16 protein-coding genes and 1 tRNA gene are annotated in these 20,095 nt (G+C 71.1%); 14 read left to right on the forward strand and 3 right to left on the reverse strand.

What is annotated here, in order from left to right; all coding sequences use genetic code 11:
- A partial coding sequence (locus tag ABIA33_RS33180) for a hypothetical protein (RefSeq protein ID WP_370086930.1) occupies positions 1 to 701 on the forward strand: 701 nt, incomplete at its 5' end.
- A 348-nt stretch (positions 702 to 1,049) separates the two neighbouring features.
- Here the strand turns inward: ABIA33_RS33180 and ABIA33_RS33185 are convergent.
- Positions 1,050 to 1,122: transfer RNA gene (locus ABIA33_RS33185), tRNA-Arg, on the reverse strand.
- Between the two features lie 456 nt (positions 1,123 to 1,578).
- Here ABIA33_RS33185 and ABIA33_RS33190 point away from each other — a divergent pair.
- The 9 genes from ABIA33_RS33190 (at position 1,579) to hrpA (ending at position 14,199) form a co-directional block, all read left to right on the forward strand.
- Positions 1,579 to 2,253: a single-stranded DNA-binding protein gene (locus tag ABIA33_RS33190; RefSeq protein WP_370086932.1), complete on the forward strand. Its 675-nt coding sequence runs from the start codon at positions 1,579 to 1,581 to the stop codon at positions 2,251 to 2,253.
- Between the two features lie 103 nt (positions 2,254 to 2,356).
- Positions 2,357 to 4,021, forward strand: coding sequence for an energy-dependent translational throttle protein EttA (gene ettA, locus ABIA33_RS33195; RefSeq protein WP_370086934.1), 1,665 nt, complete (start codon positions 2,357 to 2,359; stop codon positions 4,019 to 4,021).
- Between the two features lie 130 nt (positions 4,022 to 4,151).
- On the forward strand, positions 4,152 to 4,574 hold the full coding sequence (locus tag ABIA33_RS33200) for an acyl-CoA thioesterase (RefSeq protein ID WP_370086936.1): 423 nt from the start codon (positions 4,152 to 4,154) through the stop codon (positions 4,572 to 4,574).
- Complete coding sequence (locus tag ABIA33_RS33205) at positions 4,571 to 5,230, forward strand: hypothetical protein (protein WP_370086938.1); 660 nt, start codon at positions 4,571 to 4,573, stop codon at positions 5,228 to 5,230. The genes ABIA33_RS33200 and ABIA33_RS33205 overlap by 4 nt, the downstream gene beginning before the upstream one ends.
- 71 nt (positions 5,231 to 5,301) lie before the next feature.
- Positions 5,302 to 6,426: a MerR family transcriptional regulator gene (locus tag ABIA33_RS33210; RefSeq protein WP_370086940.1), complete on the forward strand. Its 1,125-nt coding sequence runs from the start codon at positions 5,302 to 5,304 to the stop codon at positions 6,424 to 6,426.
- 64 nt (positions 6,427 to 6,490) lie between these two features.
- Complete coding sequence (locus tag ABIA33_RS33215; RefSeq protein ID WP_370086942.1) at positions 6,491 to 7,192, forward strand: class I SAM-dependent methyltransferase; 702 nt, start codon at positions 6,491 to 6,493, stop codon at positions 7,190 to 7,192.
- A 420-nt stretch (positions 7,193 to 7,612) separates the two neighbouring features.
- Positions 7,613 to 9,382 (forward strand): bifunctional 3'-5' exonuclease/DNA polymerase, encoded by a 1,770-nt coding sequence (locus ABIA33_RS33220; protein WP_370086944.1) that lies wholly within the window; start codon positions 7,613 to 7,615, stop codon positions 9,380 to 9,382.
- A gap of 29 nt (positions 9,383 to 9,411) precedes the next feature.
- Entirely contained in the window at positions 9,412 to 9,921 is a 510-nt protein-coding gene (locus ABIA33_RS33225) for a GNAT family N-acetyltransferase (RefSeq protein WP_370086946.1), read from the forward strand.
- 30 nt (positions 9,922 to 9,951) lie between these two features.
- Positions 9,952 to 14,199 (forward strand): ATP-dependent RNA helicase HrpA, encoded by a 4,248-nt coding sequence (gene hrpA, locus ABIA33_RS33230; protein ID WP_370086948.1) that lies wholly within the window; start codon positions 9,952 to 9,954, stop codon positions 14,197 to 14,199.
- On the opposite strand, the gene ABIA33_RS33235 is transcribed toward hrpA, so the two are convergent.
- Entirely contained in the window at positions 14,196 to 14,651 is a 456-nt protein-coding gene (locus ABIA33_RS33235) for a MarR family winged helix-turn-helix transcriptional regulator (RefSeq protein ID WP_370086950.1), read from the reverse strand. The genes hrpA and ABIA33_RS33235 overlap by 4 nt on opposite strands.
- A gap of 140 nt (positions 14,652 to 14,791) precedes the next feature.
- Here ABIA33_RS33235 and ABIA33_RS33240 point away from each other — a divergent pair, with 140 nt between their 5' ends.
- The 3 genes from ABIA33_RS33240 (at position 14,792) to ABIA33_RS33250 (ending at position 17,182) form a co-directional block, all read left to right on the forward strand.
- On the forward strand, positions 14,792 to 15,817 hold the full coding sequence (locus ABIA33_RS33240) for a hypothetical protein (protein ID WP_370086952.1): 1,026 nt from the start codon (positions 14,792 to 14,794) through the stop codon (positions 15,815 to 15,817).
- A gap of 98 nt (positions 15,818 to 15,915) precedes the next feature.
- Positions 15,916 to 16,884, forward strand: coding sequence for an aldo/keto reductase (locus ABIA33_RS33245; RefSeq protein WP_370086954.1), 969 nt, complete (start codon positions 15,916 to 15,918; stop codon positions 16,882 to 16,884).
- A 103-nt stretch (positions 16,885 to 16,987) separates the two neighbouring features.
- A complete protein-coding gene (locus tag ABIA33_RS33250) occupies positions 16,988 to 17,182 on the forward strand; it encodes a hypothetical protein (protein WP_370086957.1) in 195 nt (64 codons plus the stop codon).
- 12 nt (positions 17,183 to 17,194) lie between these two features.
- Here the strand turns inward: ABIA33_RS33250 and ABIA33_RS33255 are convergent, their stop codons facing one another.
- Positions 17,195 to 18,235 carry a hypothetical protein gene (locus ABIA33_RS33255; protein WP_370086959.1) on the reverse strand — a complete coding sequence of 347 codons (1,041 nt, stop codon included), beginning with the start codon at positions 18,233 to 18,235 and terminating at the stop codon, positions 17,195 to 17,197.
- 180 nt (positions 18,236 to 18,415) lie between these two features.
- Between ABIA33_RS33255 and ABIA33_RS33260 the strand changes: the two genes are divergently transcribed.
- Positions 18,416 to 20,071, forward strand: coding sequence for an alkaline phosphatase family protein (locus ABIA33_RS33260; protein WP_370086962.1), 1,656 nt, complete (start codon positions 18,416 to 18,418; stop codon positions 20,069 to 20,071).
- Positions 20,072 to 20,095: the final 24 nt, after the last annotated feature.

Here is a 20,095-nt window from a genome sequence, read left to right on the forward strand (position 1 = left end):
ACAAATACCCCCCGCGGCCGTTGGCCACCATCCACGGGCTCGACTCCCGATCAGCCGAGACTACGACCACTGGCTACCGCACACCACGCCGTAAGCAGAGTCCGGCTGCCGACCCGGCCCGCCGGTACCCGGTAACGCCGGTGGGGTCCAACCCGCCGCAGGACCACTGGGTCCTCGACCAGATGCGGTCACTCGACCCAGGGAACGGGAACCCGCGCCCGAGACCCGCCGATGTGATGGTTCTCGACGCACCCGGTGGCGGCTATGCGGACTTCGCGTGGATGCCGGACAGCGGCAGCGTCTGCGTGGCGTCGATCTATCCCACCGCGAAGGACCCTGCGCCCAGCTCGACGGTCATGTGCACCGCGGTACCGGCGATGGCGCGCGGCGGCGGGCAGAACATGTTCGGTCCCAGGAACGTCGGCGGCGACGACCAGCGCGGGCTGGACTGGTTCGCGATCGTAGCCGGCTCGAACGGGCCCCTCACCCTGAAGGACGGCATCCCAGGGCATCTGGGGCCGCTGCACCAGCGGACCGCCAAGGCCGCGAACGGCGTCGTGTACACCATCGCCGAGTACTACTTCGGCGGCGGCCCCGTCTTCCCCGGGCCAGTGGTCGGCTTCAGCGAACCGCAGCTCTGCACAGCGTCCGGCTCCCTGTGCAGGAACGCCTTGGGAACCTACACCTACCCCGGCCCCTGATGGCCTCCTGGCCACCCGGGCGCGGAAACCCAGCTCGCGCTGCCACCCTCGACGGCGGCGGGTCTCCGATCCGTCTCCGCGGACTCGGTTCACTGCAAGGTGGCCGACCTGGATGAACGGATCGAGGCGGAGACCCCCGATGGCAGTACCTACAGGCGGTTGAGACCCGCGAAGAACTTCGTCGCGTATTCGTCGCAAGCACCCGGCGGCATCCGGAGACAGTCGGATATAGTCGTGGTCATGCCAAAGAGATGAGACGTCGACCGCGTCCCCGCCGAAACCCCGCCTACCGGTGCTGACCTGCGAAAATGCCGCACCGCCAGGCGGGGTAGAGGCATGCGCTAAAGGTGCCCCCAGCAGGACTCGAACCTGCGGCCAAGTGCTTAGAAGGCACCTGCTCTATCCGCTGAGCTATGGGGGCGGGACAGGGTGCCTGGTCGTGCCGGGACTGCTCCTGTCGAGGGACAGGATAAGCGCGGCAGGGCCCTGTACCGGGTGCGCCGATGGAGGTGGTGTAGGCCGAATCCCCCGGAGGAGCGGTCTGATAATCGCAGGTAGGGTCCGTGGGCGCAGCGGTGCGGCCGCCTGGAAGGCGGGCTGTTGTTCACTCGTTACGGCGCTGCTGCCTCAGCCGTTATGGATTCGGCCGTGCGGTGTGCCCGCGGGAGTGCCAGCTTGCGGATCCCCGGCCGCATCGCGCTGGCCGGGTAACCCCTCGGCGGGGAACTACACCCGATCGGGTGGCGGAGTTGTCCACAGGGCCGGGTTTGTCCACAGGTGGCCGTTCAGCGCCTCGGAGTGCCGTCGTCCTCGTGCAGGCTCGTGCCAGACACCAGTAGCGCTCGGCCCGGGCACGGGCGGGAACGGGGACGGCGAGATGAACGGCACGATGGTGACCCTGGTTGGTCATGTGGTCTCCGAGGTGAAGTACGCAACGACGGTGGGCGGTGTGCCCGTGGCCAGCTTCCGGCTGGCGGCGACTGACCGGCGGTTCGACCGGCAGCGGCAGATCTGGGTGGACGGTGACACCAGCTTCTTCACCGTGTGGTCCTGGCGCTGGCTGGCCGAGAACGTGCTGAGCTCGGTCGGTCGCGGTGATCCGCTGCTGGTGACCGGCCGGATGCGGGTGCGGGAGTGGGACAACGGCGAGGGACGGGCCGTCGGCGTGGCGGCGGAGATCGAGGCCACGGCGATCGGGCACGATCTCTCCCGAGGCACCTCGGCCTTCCGCCGCGCGGTGCGGGGGCGCCCGGAGCTCGTGGCCAGGGCCGTGCCCCGTTCCGTCGGCAACCAGGGCGCCGACAACCAGGCCGGCGGCACCGCGCTCATGGTCACCGCGAAAGCGGAGACACAGGTGGAGATGCCGACCCAGGCAGCAGCTCCGGGGTCCTCACCTGCATCTGTCCGAGCTGTCGACGCCGGCGAACCTGTGGTGCCCGTGCTGGCCGGGGCTCCGGCCGGGCGTCGCGGAGACGGAGGCACGGGCGCAGGCGAGAACGGGGGCGCCGACAGCGGCGCCGTCGCCGCGCCGACCGCGGAGCGGGTGCGGTGAGGCGCGGCTCCGCCGCCCACGCCTCAACGGCGTACGGGACTGCACGCGCGGTGCGGCACAATGGAAGGCTGTAACCACACCCATCGACGCCGGACGGTTCACCTTGGCTGAGTACATCTACACCATGCGCAAGACCCGGAAGGCTCACGGCGACAAGGTCATCCTTGACGACGTGACGCTGAGCTTCCTGCCGGGGGCGAAGATCGGCGTCGTGGGCCCCAACGGCGCGGGCAAGTCCACCGTGCTGAAGATCATGGCCGGTCTGGAGCAGCCCTCCAACGGCGAGGCCTTCCTCTCTCCCGGTTACAGCGTCGGCATGCTCCTGCAGGAGCCGCCGCTGGACGAGAGCAAGACCGTCCTGGAGAACGTCGAGGACGGCGTCAAGGAGATCAAGGCCAAGCTCAACCGCTTCAACGAGATCGCCGAGCTGATGGCGACCGACTATTCGGACGCGCTCCTCGACGAGATGGGCAAGCTCCAGGACGAGCTCGACCACGCCAACGCCTGGGACCTCGACGCCCAGCTCGAGCAGGCCATGGACGCCCTCGGCTGCCCTCCCGGCGACTGGCAGGTCACCACCCTCTCCGGCGGTGAGAAGCGCCGCGTCGCCCTGTGCAAGCTGCTGCTCGAAGCCCCCGACCTGCTGCTGCTCGACGAGCCCACCAACCACCTGGACGCCGAGTCGGTCCAGTGGCTGGAGCAGCACCTGGCCAAGTACGCCGGCACCGTCGTCGCCGTCACCCACGACCGGTACTTCCTGGACAACGTCGCGCAGTGGATCCTGGAGCTGGACCGCGGTCGGGCCCTTGCCTACGAGGGCAACTACTCCACCTACCTGGAGAGCAAGGCGACCCGGCTCAAGGTCGAGGGCCAGAAGGACGCGAAGCGCGCCAAGCGCCTCAAGGAGGAGCTGGAGTGGGTCCGCTCCAACGCCAAGGGCCGTCAGGTCAAGTCCAAGGCCCGTCTCGCCCGCTACGAGGAGATGGCGGCTGAGGCCGACAAGATGCGGAAGCTGGACTTCGAGGAGATCCAGATCCCGCCGGGCCCGCGTCTCGGCAACATCGTGGTCGAGGTGGACAAGCTCTCCAAGTCCTTCGGTGACAAGGTCCTGATCGAGGACCTGAGTTTCACCCTCCCCCGCAACGGCATCGTCGGCATCATCGGCCCCAACGGCGCCGGAAAGACCACGCTGTTCAAGATGCTGCTGGGCATGGAGCAGCCCGACTCCGGCAAGGTACGGATCGGTGACACCGTCAAGGTGTCGTACGTCGACCAGAGCCGCGCCAACATCGACCCCAAGAAGACGCTGTGGGCCGTCGTCTCCGACGAGCTGGACTACATCAACGTCGGCCAGGTCGAGATGCCGTCGCGGGCCTACGTCTCGGCCTTCGGTTTCAAGGGCCCGGACCAGCAGAAGCCCGCGGGCATCCTCTCCGGTGGCGAGCGCAACCGCCTCAACCTGGCGCTCACCCTCAAGGAGGGCGGCAACCTGCTGCTCCTCGACGAGCCCACCAACGACCTGGACGTCGAGACCCTCGGCTCGCTGGAGAACGCGCTGCTGGAGTTCCCCGGCTGCGCTGTGGTCATCTCCCACGACCGGTGGTTCCTGGACCGCGTCGCCACGCACATCCTCGCCTACGAGGGCGACTCCAAGTGGTACTGGTTCGAGGGCAACTTCGAGTCCTACGAGGCGAACAAGATCGAGCGCCTCGGGGCCGACGCGGCCCGTCCGCACCGCGCCACCTACAAGAAGCTCACCCGCGGCTGAGCTGAGCCGCCTCCGCTCAGCGCTTATGCGCGGATGACCCGCGCGACACCTGCCCGCAACACCGCCGGGGCAGGCTTGCCACGACGACGTGGGCGAGCCCGCCCCGGTAACCGGCCCAACGGAGATCCCCGTGCCTCGCCACATATACGCCTGCCCGCTGCGCTGGTCCGACATGGACGCGTTCGGACACGTCAACAACGTGGTCTTTCTGCGCTACCTGGAGGAGGCACGGATCGACTTCACCTTCACCAACGCGGGCGAGGTCGGCGAGAAGGCGTTCTCCGAGGGTTCCGTCGTGGCCCGGCACGAGATCGACTACCTCCGGCCGCTGGTCTACCGACCGGAGCCGATCACCATCGAGACCTGGCTGACCCGCCTCGGCAACGCCTCCTTCACCGTGGCGTACGAGATCAAGGACACGGACACGGTCTACGTCCGGGCCTCCACGATCGTGGTCCCCTACGACCTGGCGGCAGCCCGCCCGCGCCGGCTGACCGTCGGCGAGCGCACCTTCCTCGCCGACTACCTGGAAACGGCAGCGGTAGCCGCGTGACCGCCGCGACCGCCCTGCACCTCGCCGACACCCGGGACGCGGCGGGGCTGGGCACCTTCCTCACCCGGCTGCTCCGCTACGACAAGGCCGCAGCGGTCCGGTTGCGCACGGCGGACGAGGCGCTGGCGGTATTCGCGCGGCTGCCTCTCGGGGAGAGCGGACCGCTGGTCATCCGGACCGCGCTGCTGGCCCGGACCGAACCCCCGCCCGAACCGCTGGACCGCACCGTCTCGGCGGGTCAACTGCTGGACGCGATCGAACCTGAGGACGCCGGCGCGGAGCTGCGGCTTCCGCCGCCGATCACCGGGCCGGCCTGGGCCGGCCTGCTCCCGCCGCGCACGTCCTGGGAACACGTCGCCGACCTGCCCACCGGACCGCTCAGCGCAGCCGTGCAGGCAGCCGTCACCGAGTTCCGACGCGAGAGCGAGGACCCCGACGCCCTGGCCGAGGCCATCTGGTCCCGGCAGGTCCACCCGAGCGGGCTCACCCTGCGCGCACTCCACGCCGCCCATCTGGTCGGCCTGCTGCAACAGGCCGACACCGTGGCCCTGCACCGCCACCCGGCCTGGCTGCGGCTGACCGCCCCGCGCGGCTACGTGATCATCCGCAGAGCGCCCGCCATCGGCGCTGGTCTCGGCCTGACCCCCACGCGCTGAGGCGGCCGCCGGTGTTGTCGCTTGACCCTCAACCTGGTCGAGGCTCCAGAGTCCAGGGCGTGGAGAGCGAGATGCACAGCATCGGTGAGATGGCCCGAGACAGCGGACTGACAGTCAGCGCCCTGCGGTTCTACGACGGCGCCGGGGTCCTCGTCCCGGTGTGGGTCGATCCGACCAGCGGCTACCGCTGGTACAGCCAGGAGCAGCGCGGGGAAGCCCGACTGCTGTCCCTTCTGCGCCGGGTCGGTATGCCGCTGGCGGACATCCGGCTCGTGCTCGCCGGCTGGTCCAGTGACGACACCACCCTGGTGCGGAAGCTGCTGGACGCCCATCTGCTGCGTCTCGAGAACGGCCTGGACAACGCACGCCGCGAACTCTCCACGGTCCGAGAACTGCTCGCGCTGAGGGAGAACCCCATGAACGACACCCGACCGACCGCGCTGCGCCTGTCCCTGGCAGCATCCGAACTGGCCGCCGCGCTGGATGCCGTCCGCTTCGCGGTCAGCTCCGATCCCGAGCTGCCCATGCTGGCCGGAGTGCTCTTCGACATCGACGCTGAGGAGGCCGCGGGGAACGCGCTACGACTGGTCGCGACCGACCGCTACCGCCTCGCCGTGTCCCGGGCGACGGTCCGCCCGGGCGGCAGTCTCGTGTCGAAGCGGGTCATCGTGCCGACCGCCCTGGCGGACGCGATGCGCGCACCGCTCAACGGCGACGGCACCAGTGGCGACGGCACCAGTGGCAATGGCACCACTATCGGCGATCATCCGGTGACGCTGACCGTGGACTCTGACCGGATCACCCTGGAGGTCGACGGCAGCCAGGCCGCCGGGGCCTACCTGGTCCACGACTTCCCCGACTACCGCCGACTCACCCGCCTGCCCGCAGGCCGCCGCTTCCCCGTGGACGTCGCCGCGCTCAGCAAGGAGCTGCGCCGGCGGGACAGCGAGAGCGCTGACGTCTCCGTCCTGGTCGTCACGCCGGACGGTGCCCTCGCCGTCGCCTCTCGGGACGGTGAGCACGACCGTACGGACCACGTCGGGGTGAACCGGGAGTTCCTGCTCGACGCGCTGTCCGCCGCAGCCCGGGACCGACTGGTCCTGGAACTGGGTAGCCCGATCGCCCCCCTGGCCGTCCGCCTTCCCGATCGTGAGGACACCTTCTCGCTGCTGATGCCGGTGCGCCTCGACCACTAGAGCCTTTCCGACCCTCGCGAAAACCCTTCGCGAGCGCCCCGACCGTCCGGCGAGAATCGGCGGCATGGTTGATTTCGCGGACGTGGACAGGCGCGGCTATCCGATGGTGGACGTCGCCACCGGCTATGGCCAGTGGGTGGACACCTACGAGGAGACTGTCGAGGACATCATGGACCTCGCTCTGCTCGACGACCTGACCGTGCCGTCCTGGCACACCGTCAACCGCGCCGCCGACCTCGGCTGCGGGACCGGCCGCACCGGGGTCTGGCTCCGCCGGAACGGCGTCCCGGCGATCGACGGCGTCGACCTCACCCCGGAGATGCTCGCCGTCGCCCGCGCCAAGGGCGTCCACGACCGCCTGGTCACGGCGGACGTCCGGGACACCGGGCTGCCGACGGGCGGATACGACCTGGTGATCTCCTCGTTGGTGGACGAGCACCTGCCCGACCTCGGACCCCTCTACGCGGAGGCCCGGCGACTGGCCGCACCGGGCGGGCTCTACGTCCAGGTGTCGTTCCACCCGCAGTTCATCCTCGCCACAGGGATGCCGACGCACTTCACCACCGCGGACGGGGACCATGTCGCCATCAGCACCCATGTGCACCTGCTCAGCGAGAACATCACCTCCGGCCTGCAGGCGGGGTGGGAACTCGTCGAGATGCGCGAGGGCGTCGTGGACGACCACTGGGTCGCGGTGAAGCCCGGTTGGGAGAAGCATCGCAACATCCCGGTGTCGGCGGCCTTCGTATGGCGACGCGGACGGTGACAGCTGGCTGATGGTGACAGCTGGCCAATGGTGACAGCGACAGTGACAGCTGCCCGACGGTGACAGCAGGTCGCCTGACCGCGCGTCAGTGAATCTCACGGTGCGGGCTGGGCCGGGTGGCCGAGCAGCGCGACAGCGTCGTCGAGGGATACCGGCTGGAAGAACTGCGCGTCGACGTCCTCGACGGCGGCGATCGCACGCGCGGCCATGACCGCACCGGGCCGCGGTGACGCGCAGTCGCTTGGCGCGGGTGTCGCTCGGATCGACCTCGCGTTCGCCCCCGCTGGCAGAGCGGCACCATCCGACGCCGACACCGCGTTCGCACCGAGCGGTGTCGGCGCCCGGTGATACGTTCCGCAGCACGGGCACGGCACGGGCACTTGCACGGCCGGAGAGCCGAACGAACGGACAGGAGCGCAGGTGGCGGCGCGGATCGCGGTGGCGGCGGACCAGGACGGCCTTGGCGGGCGGCTGCAGCCGCTGGCCGAGGACGGCACGCCGCTGGGCGAGCCCGTGGGGGTCCGCGACCTCGCGGCGGCGCTGGCCGAACGCGAGGCGGCCGAGGCCCCCCGCTGGGTCTGGGCCGCGACGGACGAGGTGTATCCGAGGCTGCTCCCGGCGCTCCCCGACGGCCGCCTCGCCCGCTGCCACGACGTCAAACTGGTCGAGCCACTGCTGCTCGGTCAGGAGGACCGCTACGGCCAGCCGCGTTCGCTCGGCGCCGCCTGGGCCCGGCTGAACGATCTGCCGGTCCCGGCCGACCTGCCGGAGGGCCACGCCGCGGCGGACAGCGACCAGGACACCCTGTTCGCCCCCGACCGCAGCCGGCTGCCACCCGGCACCGACCCCCTCCGCGCGCTGGTCGCCGTGCACGCCGAACAGCAGCGCCGGATCGCCGCGACCGCCGAGCCGGCGAGAACCAGGCTGCTGTGCGCGGCGGAGTCCGCGGGCGGCCTGGTGGCCGCGGAGATGGCGTACGACGGCCTGCCGTGGAGCGCCGAGGTCCACGACACCCTGCTGACCGACCTGCTCGGCCCGCGACCGCGCGGCGGCGCCCAGCCCCCGAAGCTGGCCGCACTCGCCGTCGATCTGCAGCAGGCCCTCGGCGGAAAGTCGCTCAACCCGGACTCCCCCGGGCAGGTACTGCGCGCCTTCGCCGAACAGGGCGTCAGCCTGACCTCGACCCGCAACTGGCTGCTGCGCGAGGTCGACCACCCGGCCGCGCCGCTGCTGCTGCGGTACAAGGAGCTGTCGCGGATCCACGCGGCACACGGCTGGGCCTGGCGCGAGGCCTGGGCCCGCGACGGACGCTTCCGTCCGGAGTACGTGGTCGGCGGGGTGGTCTCGGGACGCTGGGCGAGCCGGGGCGGCGGAGCACTGCAGATCCCGCGCATCCTGCGGGCCGCGGTGGTCGCCGACCCGGGTTGGCGGCTGGTGGTCGCGGACGCGGGCCAGTTGGAACCGCGGGTGCTCGCGGCGATGTCCGGCGACCCCGGCATGATCCGCGCGGGCGCGAAGGGCGACCTGTACGCGGGCCTGGCAGCCGATGCCTTCGGCGGCGACCGGGCCCGCGCCAAACTCGGCCTGCTGGGCGCGATGTACGGGCAGACCAGCGGCGAGACCGGGCAGCTGGTGGCGGTGCTCCGGCGGCGGTTCCCGCAGGCGATGGGCCTGGTGGAGGCGGCGGCCAGGACCGGAGAGGCGGGCGGCGTGGTGCGCTCGCAACTGGGGCGGGTCTGCCCACCGCCGTCCGCGCGCTGGCTGGACCTCACCGAGGGAGCCGCAGGCGTGTCCGACGAGTACGGCACCGACGACAGCGCTGGTCGGGACACCCGCTCGCGTGGCCGCTTCACCCGCAACTTCGTGATCCAGGCAAGCGCCGCCGACTGGGCGCTGGCCCTGATCGCCGGCCTGCGGCGGCGGCTCGCGGTGCTCCCGGTGGCGGTTCCCGGCGACCGGCCCCGCCTGGTCTTCTTCCAGCACGATGAGGTGATCGTGCACACCCCGGCACAGCTCGCCGACGCCGTACGGGAGGCCGTCGCCGATGCCGGGGACGAGGCCCGGCGACTGGTCTTCGGCGACACGCCCGTGCACTTCCCGCTGGACACCCACGTCGCGACCAGCTACCTCGAGGCCAAGGGCGGCGCCGACGACCTCGATCCCGACGACGAGGACGGCACCGACGACTGACCGGTGCGGTCGGCGGGATACTGCCAGGTGTGATCACCACCGAACGTCTGCTGCTCAGTCCGGTCGACCCTGGGGCCGCGTGGGAGCTCGCGTACGGACAGGGCGGCGGGTGGTTGTGGCTCGGGGGAGGGCCGGGGGACGGCACGCGCGGGCTGGCCGGGATCGTCGCCCGGGCGGCCGAGGTCGGCTGGCACCGGCCGCCGTGGGGGCTGTACGTCCTGGTCCGCCGCGCTGACGCCGTCGCCGTCGGCAGCACCGGCTTCCATGGGCCGCCGGGCGGCGACGGCAGCGTCGAGATCGGCTACGACCTGGTTCCGGACGCCCGTGGCCTCGGCTTCGCCACGGAGGCGGTCCGCGCGCTGGTGGGATACGCGTTCACCCACCCCGCCGTCCGCACGGTCCGGGCGGTGACCGCTCAGGACAACTCCCCGTCCCAGCGCGTGCTGATCCGGAGCGGCTTCACCCGTTCCGGCCTCGACAGCGAGGACGTCGACGGCCTAGTCCGATATCGAGTCGACAGATATCGAGTCGACAGGTGAGGGGGCGGCTTGCGTAGGCTGGGCAGTGCAATGGGTACCCCGCAGAGCTCAGCCGCCGTCGACTCCTCCGCAGTCGCCCCCTTCTCCCCCCGTCCGTCGGAGACCTCGGACGCCACCGAGACCCCTGCCGCACCGGCATCCAACGGTGCCGCGCCCGCGCGCCGCCCGCGCGGTGGGCGCTCGCGCGGCGGCGGACGCCGGAGCGAGGGTACGCGCGCGCCCGCAGGCACCGCGGGTAGGCCCAACGGTGGCCCGGCAAGCGGCTCTGAAGCTGGTTCCGCAACTGGTCCCGCTGACGGCCCCGCTGGTCGTCCCGGCGGTGCCCTCGGCGATCTCGTCGCCAGGCTGCCCGCGCTCTCCCTCCGCGACGAGGAACGTCTGGGCCGCCGCCTGGAGGGTCTGCGCAAGTTCCGCGAACCCGAGAAGCGCGAGCGCGCCCAGGCCGCCGTCGCCGCCGAGATCGACGCCGCCGAGCTGCGCCTCGCCGACCGCCGAGCGTCGATCCCGACCCCCACCTACCCGGAGTCGCTCCCGGTCAGCGCCCGCCGCGAGGACATCCTGGAAGCGATCCGCGAGAACCAGGTCGTGATCATCGCCGGTGAGACCGGCTCCGGCAAGACGACCCAGATCCCCAAGATCTGCCTGGAACTCGGCCGCGGCGTACGCGGCCTGATCGGCCACACCCAGCCCCGCCGGATCGCCGCCCGCACCGTCGCCGAGCGCGTCGCGGAGGAACTGCAGACCGAACTCGGCTCGACCGTGGGCTGGAAGGTCCGCTTCACCGACCAGGTCGGCCCGGACACCGCCGTCAAGGTGATGACCGACGGCATCCTGCTCGCCGAGATCCAGAACGACCGGCTGCTGCGCCAGTACGACACGCTGATCATCGACGAGGCCCACGAGCGCAGCCTGAACATCGACTTCATCCTCGGCTACCTCAAGCAACTCCTCCCCAAGCGCCCTGACCTCAAGCTCGTCATCACCTCCGCGACCATCGACCCGGAGCGCTTCGCCGAGCACTTCGCCGACCCCGGCACCGGCGCGGCCGCCCCGATCATCGAGGTCTCCGGACGCACCTTCCCGGTCGAGGTCCGCTACCGCCCGATCATCGAGGAGGGCGACGAGGACGGCGAGGACGGCGGCGCGGACGGCATCGACCGCGACCGCGACCAGGTCCAGGCCATCTGCGACGCCGTGGACGAGCTCAGCCGCGAGGGCCAGGGCGACATCCTGGTCTTCCTCTCCGGCGAGCGCGAGATCCGCGACACGGCGGACGCCCTCGACAAGCTGAACCTCAGGTTCACCGAGGTGATCCCGCTCTACGCCCGGCTCTCCTCCGCCGAGCAGCACCGCGTTTTCCAGTCCCACAGCGGCCGCCGCATCGTCCTGGCCACCAACGTCGCCGAGACCTCGCTCACCGTTCCCGGCATCCGCTACGTCATCGACCCCGGCACGGCCAGGATCTCCCGCTACAGCCACCGCACCAAGGTGCAGCGGCTGCCCATCGAGGCGGTCTCGCAGGCCAGCGCCAACCAGCGCAAGGGTCGCTGCGGCCGCACCTCCGACGGCATCTGCATCCGGCTGTACTCGGAGGAGGACTTCGTCTGCCGCCCCGAGTTCACCGACCCGGAGATCCTGCGCACCAACCTGGCCTCGGTCATTCTGCAGATGACCGCCGCCGGGCTGGGCGACATCGCCGCCTTCCCCTTCCTGGAGCCGCCGGACCGCCGCAACGTCAAGGACGGCGTCGACCTGCTCCAGGAGCTCGGCGCGCTGGACACCGGCACCAAGCAGAACCGCCTCACCCCGCTCGGCCGCAAGCTCTCCGCGCTGCCCGTCGACCCCCGCCTGGCCCGCATGGTCCTGGAGGCCGAACGCCACGGCGTGGTCCGCGAGGTGATGGTCATCACCGCCGCGCTGTCCATCCAGGACCCGCGCGAGCGCCCGGTCGAGAAGCGCGCCCACGCCGACCAGTTGCACGCCCGGTTCACCGATCCGACCTCGGATTTCCTGACCTACCTCAACCTCTGGCGCTATCTGAAGGACCGGCAGAAGGAGCTCTCCTCCAGCCAGTTCCGCCGGATGTGCAAGTCGGAGTTCCTCAACTACCTGCGGATACGCGAGTGGCAGGACATCGACGCGCAGCTGCGCCAGGTCGCCAAGTCCCTCGACATCGCCGTCGGCCACCCCGCCGACGAGGTCGACGGCGACGCGGTGCACCGCTCGCTCCTGGCCGGACTGCTCTCCCACATCGGCCTCAAGGACGCCGAGAAGCAGGAGTACTTCGGCGCCCGAAGCGCCAAGTTCGCGATCTTCCCCGGTTCCGCCCTCTTCAGGAAGACTCCCCGCTGGGTCATCGCGGCCGAGCTGGTCGAGACCTCCCGACTGTGGGCCCGCATCGCCGCCAAGGTCGAGCCCGAGTGGATCGAGGAACAGGCCCAGCACCTGCTCAAACGCAGCTACAGCGAGCCGCACTGGGAGAAGGACCGCGGCCAGGTCGTCGCCTTCGAGCGGGTGACCCTGTACGGCGTCACGCTCGTCGCCCAGCGCAAGGTCGGCTACGGCTCGATCGACCCGGAGCTGTCCCGCGAGCTGTTCATCCGGCGCGCCCTGGTCGAAGGCGAGTGGCGGACCCACCACCGCTTCTTCCATGACAACCGCAAGCTCCTGGACGAGGTCGAGGAGCTGGAGAACCGGGCCCGCCGCCGCGACATCCTGGTTGACGAGGAGACCCTGTTCGACTTCTACGACCAGCGGATCGCCTCCGACGTGGTCTCCGGCGCACACTTCGACAGCTGGTGGAAGAAGACCCACCGCACCCGCCCGGACCTGCTCACCTTCACCCCCGAGCTGCTGGTCAACGACAACGCAGCCAACGTCACCGAACGCGACTACCCCTCCGTGTGGCACCAGGGCGACCTGGCGCTCCCGCTCACCTACCAGTTCGAGCCCGGCGCGGAGGCGGACGGCGTGACCGTCCACATCCCGCTCACCCTGCTCAACCAGGTGCGGCCGACCGGCTTCGACTGGCAGATCCCGGGCCTGCGCGAGGACCTGGTCACCGCGCTGATCCGCTCGCTGCCCAAGGCACTGCGCCGCAACTTCGTCCCGGCCCCCGACTTCGCCAAGCGGCTGATGCACGGTCTGGGCGACCGCGACCCGGCGACCGCGTCGACCGAGGACAAGCCGCTGGTCGAACTGCTCGAATGGCAGCTGCACCACCTGCGCGGCATCCCCGTGCCGAGGGACAGCTGGAACTACGACGCCGTGCCCGACCACCTCCGGATCACCTTCCGGGTCGTGGACGAGAAGAACCGGAAGCTCGGCGAGTCGAAGGACCTGGAGGGCCTCAAGCTCGACCTGAAGGCCCGCACCCAGGCCGCCATCGCCGAAGCGGCGGGCGGACTGGAGAAGCGCGGCCTCACCGACTGGACGATCGGCGAACTCCCGCACGCCTTCGCGCAGAAGCGCGGATCGCAGACCGTCAAGGGCTACCCCGCCCTGGTCGACGACGGCGACTCCGTCTCCGTCCGCCTCCTGGACACGCCCCGCGCCCAGCAGCGCGCGATGCTCGCCGGCACCAGGCGCCTGCTGCTCCTGGGCGTCAGCTCACCCGTCAACTCGATCCAGTCCCGCCTCGGCAACGGTGCCAAACTGGCTCTCGCCGCCAGCCCGCACGGCAGCACCGAGGCGCTCTTCGCCGACTGCCTCGCGGCCGCCGCCGACAAGCTGATCGCCGACGCGGGCGGGCCGGCCTGGGACGAGGAGTCCTACACCCGCCTCCGCGATACCGTCCGCGCCGACCTCTACGACGTCACCGCCGACACCGTCGTGAAGACCGCGAACGTCCTCGCCGTGAACCACCGGATCGTCGAGCGGCTCAAGACCATCGGCAACAGCCTGGCCATGCTCACCGGCATCACGGACATCCGCGCCCAGCTCGCCGAACTGATCCACCCGGGCTTCGTGAGCGACACCACCCACCGCCGCCTGCCGGACCTGCTCCGCTACCTCAAAGCGATCGAACGCCGACTGGTCAAGCTCCCCGAGGACCCGAACCGCGACCGCGACCGTACCGTCGCGATCATCCGCATGCAGGACGCGTACGCGGACCTGCTCGCCGCCCTTCCCCCCGAGCGCAGGGACGAGGAGGGCACGGTGCAGATCCGCTGGATGATCGAGGAGCTCCGGGTGAGCCTGTGGGCCCAGCCGCTCGGCACGCCCTACCCGGTGTCCGAGCAGCGCATCCTGCGGGCGATCGAGTCGCTCGGCGGCTAGCGCTGCTCCAGCACCGGCCGCAGTCGCGTCAGCAGTTCGTGCAGCACGACGCGCTCGTCCGGGCTGAGCAGGTCCAGCGCCTCGTGTGTCGTCTGCATGTCGTCGCGCACGGCGCTGATCGCAGCCCGGCCGGTCTCCGTGGCGACGACGGTCTTGATCCGCCGGTCGGTCGCGCTGACCTCGCGCCGCACCAGCCCGCGCAGCTCCAGCCGGTCCACCAGACCGGTCACGTTGGAGGCGTCGCACACCAGCTGCTCCGCGAGCCCGCGCATCGGCAACGGCTTGCGCACCAGCACCGCGAGCGCCTTCGCCTGGACGGACGTCAGACCGTGACGCGCGGCGACAGCGGCGAAGTCCTGGTAGTAGGCAGCCCCGATCGCCGCGAACTCCTCGATCAGGTGTGCCTTCGTCGGAACGGTCGCAGTGGTGGTGGGCGGGGTGGGACTACTCATGGCCGCAATGATACCCAGAGAACTTGACTACATCAACTATTCATGGTGGCAGCCATTCCGCCCGCCCTGTCCCCCACCCTGACCGGGGTCCCGCCCAGGGCGCATACTCTCCTCTGCACCATCGCCCGAGGGGGAGCCGGATGAGTAACACCTGGAGCGTGCTCGCGGCCGGATGCGAGCGCCGCTGGCGCCGCTACCGCTGGTGGCTGCTGCAGGTCCTGGTCGGCGTCCCCGGCGTCGTGCTCCTCGCGCACCGCACCGGGACACCCGACAGCGGCCCGCTGTCCAAGCTGTGGCACGACTCCAGCGGCGTCTTCTTCGTCCTCGCCGCCACGCTGCGGGTGTGGCGGGCCCCCGAGGAGGGCCTGCCCGACCCGCTGCGCATCCGCGAGCTGCACCGCAAGGTCTTCCTGCGGGCCGGCACCGTGTTGCTGCTCGGCGCGACACTGGGGCTCGTCGCCGACCGCTACTTCACCTGGCAGCGGCACGACCCCACCGCCCGCACCGCCTCCCTCTGCGCCGTGCTCCTGCTGTTCGCCTCGCCGGTGCCGCCCCTGCTCGACCCGCTCGTCTGGCGGCTCTGGCCCGAGCCGCTCCGCCGGAGCGTCCGGGTAGCCCGCGCCGCCGAGGAGACGGGCAAGGCGTTCCCGTTCGCGAATCCGCTCAGTTTCGACCCCGACCGGGGCGCCTTCGGGCGACCGAAGCCGGTCTATGAGCACCCCGGCGGCAAACCCTCGCGCACAGCCTGCTCGACCCGTGCCAAGAACCGTCGCAAGCCCGGACGCTCCACTCTCCACTGGGACGGCCGCCGACTGGCCGTCAGCGACCCGAAGGGGCACACCAGCACGATCCCGATCGCGGGCCGCCCCGCGCCGAGCGGCCCCAGCGACCCGCGCCTGAGACCCGCCGCCGAACTGGTCTGGCTCAGCCATGGCTCCCGCCCCTACCAGAGCAGGGGCGCCACGCTGCTGCTGCTCGACGCGGACGGCTACCGCTTCCTCGCCCTCACCGGCATGACCTTCAGCGCCAATGCCGCGGCCCAGGTCGCCCGAGCGGCCGGCCTCGCCTTCGCCAGCTACGACCTCGGCTACGCCAACGAGACCTACTCCGCCCTTCTCAACCGCCTGTTCCCACGCCGCGGGCGCGTCGTCACGCTCAACTCCTGACCACGCTCGGCCCCGCACCCGTGTCGGCTTGACTTCGAGCGCACTCCAACCGGCAGGGTAGGGAGGGAACCCGCAGCCACACGAGGAGAGCAGCGACGATGCGTACCACCACACTCGGCAGCAGTGGCCCGCAGGTCGGGGCGGTAGGACTCGGCTGCATGGGCATGACCCATGCCTACGACCCGGCCGGCCGCGACGACGACACCTCTGTTGCCGTCATCCGGCAGGCGGTCGACCTCGGGGTCACCCTCATCGACACCGCCGACGTCTACGGCCCGTTCACCAACGAGGAGTTGGTGGGTCGGGCGCTCGCGGGCGGGCTGCGCGAGCAGGTCGTGCTGGCGACCAAGGTCGGGCTGACGTACGACGGCGGCAATCTTGCCCAGGGCGGGCAGCTGGTGCGCAACGGCCGCCCGGAGTACGTGCGGCAGGCCATCGACGCCAGCCTGCGCCGCCTCGGGACGGACCACGTCGACCTGTACCAGCTGCACCGGATCGACCCCGAGGTCCCGGTCGAGGAGACCTGGGGTGCCCTCGCCGAGGCGGTGACCGCCGGGAAGGCCCGCCGGATCGGTCTGTCGGAGGTGTCCGTGGACGAGATCCGCCGCGCCCAGTCGGTGCACCCGGTGGCGTCGGTCCAGTCGGAGCTCTCCCTGTGGACCCGCGACCCGCTGACGGAGGTGCTGCCGTACTGCGAGAGCGAGGGCATCGCCTTCCTCCCGTTCTCCCCGCTGGGGCGCGGCTTCCTCACCGGGAGCATCGCCTCCACGGACGACCTCCCGGCGGACGACTGGCGTCGTACGCTCCCCCGCTTCCAGGCCGAGGCACTCGCCGCCAACCAGGCGCTGGTGGACGCGGTGCGCGCGATCGCGGAGCGGCACGGGGCGACGCCGGCCCAGGTCGCACTGGCCTGGGTGCTGGCGCAGGGCCGGTACGTCGTGCCGATCCCCGGCACCAAGACGCCGAAGTACCTCGCCGACAACGCGGGTGCGGCTGGTCTGACGCTGACGGCGGAGGATCTGGCCCGGCTCGACGCACTTCCCGCGCCCACCGGGGAGCGCTACTGACGGGAGGTCATAAGCCGTCCTCGCCCGCTGGAACCCGACTGGGCCGTGCCGCGTCACAACAGCACAGGACTACAGCAGTCAGGTTGACCAGGGGGTGGCCTCGATGACGCAGGACGTATGGCTGGTCGATGGGGCGTCGGACGCGTCCGCGCCGCCGATGGACGGCAGGCCGGGCCGGCGGCGGATCACGGTCGTCGTCGTGCTCGCGTCGCTGCTGGCGCTGGCCGGGCTGGCCGTCGGCGCGGTGCTGTTCCTCGCTCCGAGTGCCTCCGCTGTCGGCGGCTGCGGCGGCGGGTGACCTGACCGGCGGTCAGCCGCTGCGCCCCAGCAGGTACGGCAGCCGTCGGCCGAGGAACCGGCGCGGGAAGTCCTCCCGCAGCCGCCACAGCCCGGCGTCGACCACGAAGTGCGACATCACCACGCCCAGGTACGCGCCGTACACCGCGCGGGCGGGGGCGGCGCCGGTGTGCAGGTGCGAGGCGAGGTTGAGGGCGAGCCCCAGGATCAGGCCGATGTTCACCAGCACCGCCAGCGAGATCAGCCGGCCCTGGCGCCGCCCGAACCGCGGCGACTCGCCGCCGCCCGCGACCAGACCGACGATGAGCAGGTACTGGTACCCGTGGGCGGCGGTCAGCCCGGCGACAGCCGCGTACGGCGAGTCGAACAGGAACACCGGCAGGAAGAACGCCAGCGAGGTGAGATAGACCCCGGCCACCGCGGCCGGCCGGGAAGTGCGCGGGCGGCGCAGCAGTTGGACCGCTCCGTACCCGGCGGCCAGCGCGTACGCCGCGGCTGCGAGCGGAAAGAGCGGCGCGAGCCGTGGCGCGCCGGTGAGTTGCAGCAGCGCGGGGTGGCTGAGCAGCCCGGCCGTCCCGGCGAGGCCGGTGGCGGTGATGGCGAGGCGCTCTCCCGGGCGCAGCGGACCGCAGCGGTACGCGGCGGAGGCGAGCGCCGCCAGGCCCAGGTTCTGCTTCTGGAAGTGGAAGAACTGCCAGGCGAAGAAGGCCAGCAGGAGCAGCGCGAAGGGCCGTACCGGGACCAGCGCTCCGAGCAGGGCCATCCCCGCGATCAGCGCGAGCGGTGCCAGCAGGTACCGGCCGGGGTTCTCGCGCAGATGCCCTCGCACCTCGGGCACGGTGTAGAACCAGGCGGTCGTGGCGACGTGCACGGACGAGCCGAGGAACAGCAGGCCGCCGAGCGCCGGCCCGGGTGCGGTGCTGCCGGGGGGCGGCGCCAGGAGCACGGCGCCGACCAGCGAGCCGAGGGTGAGCAGGAGCGTGCCGACCAGCCAGGCGCCGCGCAGCGCGGCCCCGCGGGACGGGCTCGACGGTATCGGTACGGCTGCTGACATCGCGCCAGCATAGGCGCTGGCCCGATCAGGGATCCGCCGCCGCCCGAAGGTAGGCAACCAGTAAGAGCAGGCGGCCTTCCCGGTGCGTTCATCTTTCTTATCCCTTCAGTACATTCTCAGCGACTACTCATGACGCGAGCACCCCACCATGCCTGCACCATGAGTTACCTGGAGAGCCCCGTGACCCGACGTTCCCTCCGACTGGCCGCCATCCTCGGCACCACCGGACTTCTCGGCGGGGCGATCCTCGCCCAGGCCAGTGCGGCACCTGTCGCCGCGCAGCACACCGGCGCCGCCGCGAAGCACGTCCTGCTGATCTCCGTCGACGGCCTGCACCAGTCCGACCTGAACTGGTACGTCGCCAAGAACCCGCAGTCGGCGCTCGCGCGACTGGTGCACGGCGGTGTCGAGTACACCAACGCCAAGACCACCACCCCCTCGGACAGCTTCCCCGGCATGGTCGCCCAGGCGACCGGCGGCGGCCCCGGCACCACCGGCATCTACTACGACGACACCTACAACGCGGCGCTGCTCCCGGCGGGCACCACCAACTGCAAGGGCGTCAAGCCCGGCGTGGAGGTGGACCTCACGGAGGACCTGGACCTCAACAAGCTGTCCATCGACGCGGGCCAGGGCCTGAAGAACCTGCCGGGCAGCATCCTCTCGATGACCGGAAACCCGACGAAGCTGCTGGACCCGACGAAGCTCCCGGTGGACCCGAAGACCTGCAAGCCGGTGTACCCGTACTCCTACCTGCAGGTGAACACCATCTTCGAGGTGGCCCGCCAGGCGGGGCTGCGCACAGCCTGGTCGGACAAGCATGCGGCCTACGACATCCTGAGCGGCCCGTCAGGGACCGGCGTCCAGGACCTGTTCGCCCCGGAGATCAACTCCAACGCCCTGGGTTACCCGGCCGGCAACGACTGGACCACCGACAACAAGGCGACCGAGCAGTACGACAACTACAAGGTCCAGGCCGTCCTCAACGAGATCGACGGCTACGACCACAGCCGCGCCCAGAAGGTCGGCACCCCCGCGATCTTCGGCCTGAACTTCCAGTCGGTGTCCACCGCGGAGAAGCTCCCCACCTCCGAGGGCCTGGCCGGCGGCTACTCCGCCAAGAACGTGCCCGGACCGCTGCTGCAGAAGAACCTCGACTTCGTGAACGCGGAGATCGGCGCGCTGACGGCGGAGATCCGCAAGCAGCACATCGAGGGCAGCACCACGGTGATCCTCTCCGCCAAGCACGGCCAGTCGCCGACCGACCCGGCCGCGCTCAGCCGGATCGACGACGGCCCGCTGCTCGACGGCCTGAACGCGGCCTGGAAGAAGCTGCACCCGGCGGCCCCGGCCCTGGTCGCCCACGCCGTGGACGACGACGGCATGCTGCTCTGGCTGAATGACCGCTCCAAGGCCGCCACCGAGTTCGCCAAGAGCTACCTGCTCGCCCAGAGCGGCACCGGCACCGACATCAACGCCAAGCCCAAGGCGTTCACCCACGGCGGCCTCTCCAAGGTCTACGCGGGCGAGGCTGCCGCCGACTACTTCGGCGTCAAGCCGGGCGACGCCCGCGTGCCGGACCTCTTCGGCATCGCCCAGTACGGCGTCGTCTACACCGGCGGCACCAAGAAGATCGCCGAGCACGGTGGCGCGCACGCCGACGACCTGAACGTGCCGCTGGTCGTCTCCGGCGCGGGCACGCCCGGCCAGGTGCGGGACGGCGTCACGGTGCACACCACGCAGATCGCCCCCACCATCCTGGCGCTGCTCGGCCTGAACCCGAACAAGCTCCAGGCCGTGCGCGAGGAGGGCACCCAGGTCCTGCCGGTCCGCTGACCCGCAGCCGCGGCCGCCTTCCCA

The organism is Streptacidiphilus sp. MAP12-16 (assembly GCF_041262165.1).
Lineage (GTDB): Bacteria > Actinomycetota > Actinomycetes > Streptomycetales > Streptomycetaceae > Streptacidiphilus.

What these genes read in the sequence shown, in the direction of transcription:
- ABIA33_RS33190 (WP_370086932.1), top strand. Translation starts at nt 1,579, where the DNA reads ATGAACGGCACGATGGTGACCCTGGTTGGTCATGTGGTCTCCGAGGTG.
- ABIA33_RS33210 (WP_370086940.1), top strand. Translation starts at nt 5,302, where the DNA reads ATGCACAGCATCGGTGAGATGGCCCGAGACAGCGGACTGACAGTCAGC.
- ABIA33_RS33215 (WP_370086942.1), top strand. Translation starts at nt 6,491, where the DNA reads ATGGTTGATTTCGCGGACGTGGACAGGCGCGGCTATCCGATGGTGGAC.
- hrpA (WP_370086948.1), top strand. Translation starts at nt 9,952, where the DNA reads ATGGGTACCCCGCAGAGCTCAGCCGCCGTCGACTCCTCCGCAGTCGCC.
- ABIA33_RS33235 (WP_370086950.1), bottom strand. Translation starts at nt 14,651, where the DNA reads ATGAGTAGTCCCACCCCGCCCACCACCACTGCGACCGTTCCGACGAAG.
- ABIA33_RS33240 (WP_370086952.1), top strand. Translation starts at nt 14,792, where the DNA reads ATGAGTAACACCTGGAGCGTGCTCGCGGCCGGATGCGAGCGCCGCTGG.
- ABIA33_RS33245 (WP_370086954.1), top strand. Translation starts at nt 15,916, where the DNA reads ATGCGTACCACCACACTCGGCAGCAGTGGCCCGCAGGTCGGGGCGGTA.
- ABIA33_RS33250 (WP_370086957.1), top strand. Translation starts at nt 16,988, where the DNA reads ATGACGCAGGACGTATGGCTGGTCGATGGGGCGTCGGACGCGTCCGCG.
- ABIA33_RS33255 (WP_370086959.1), bottom strand. Translation starts at nt 18,235, where the DNA reads ATGTCAGCAGCCGTACCGATACCGTCGAGCCCGTCCCGCGGGGCCGCG.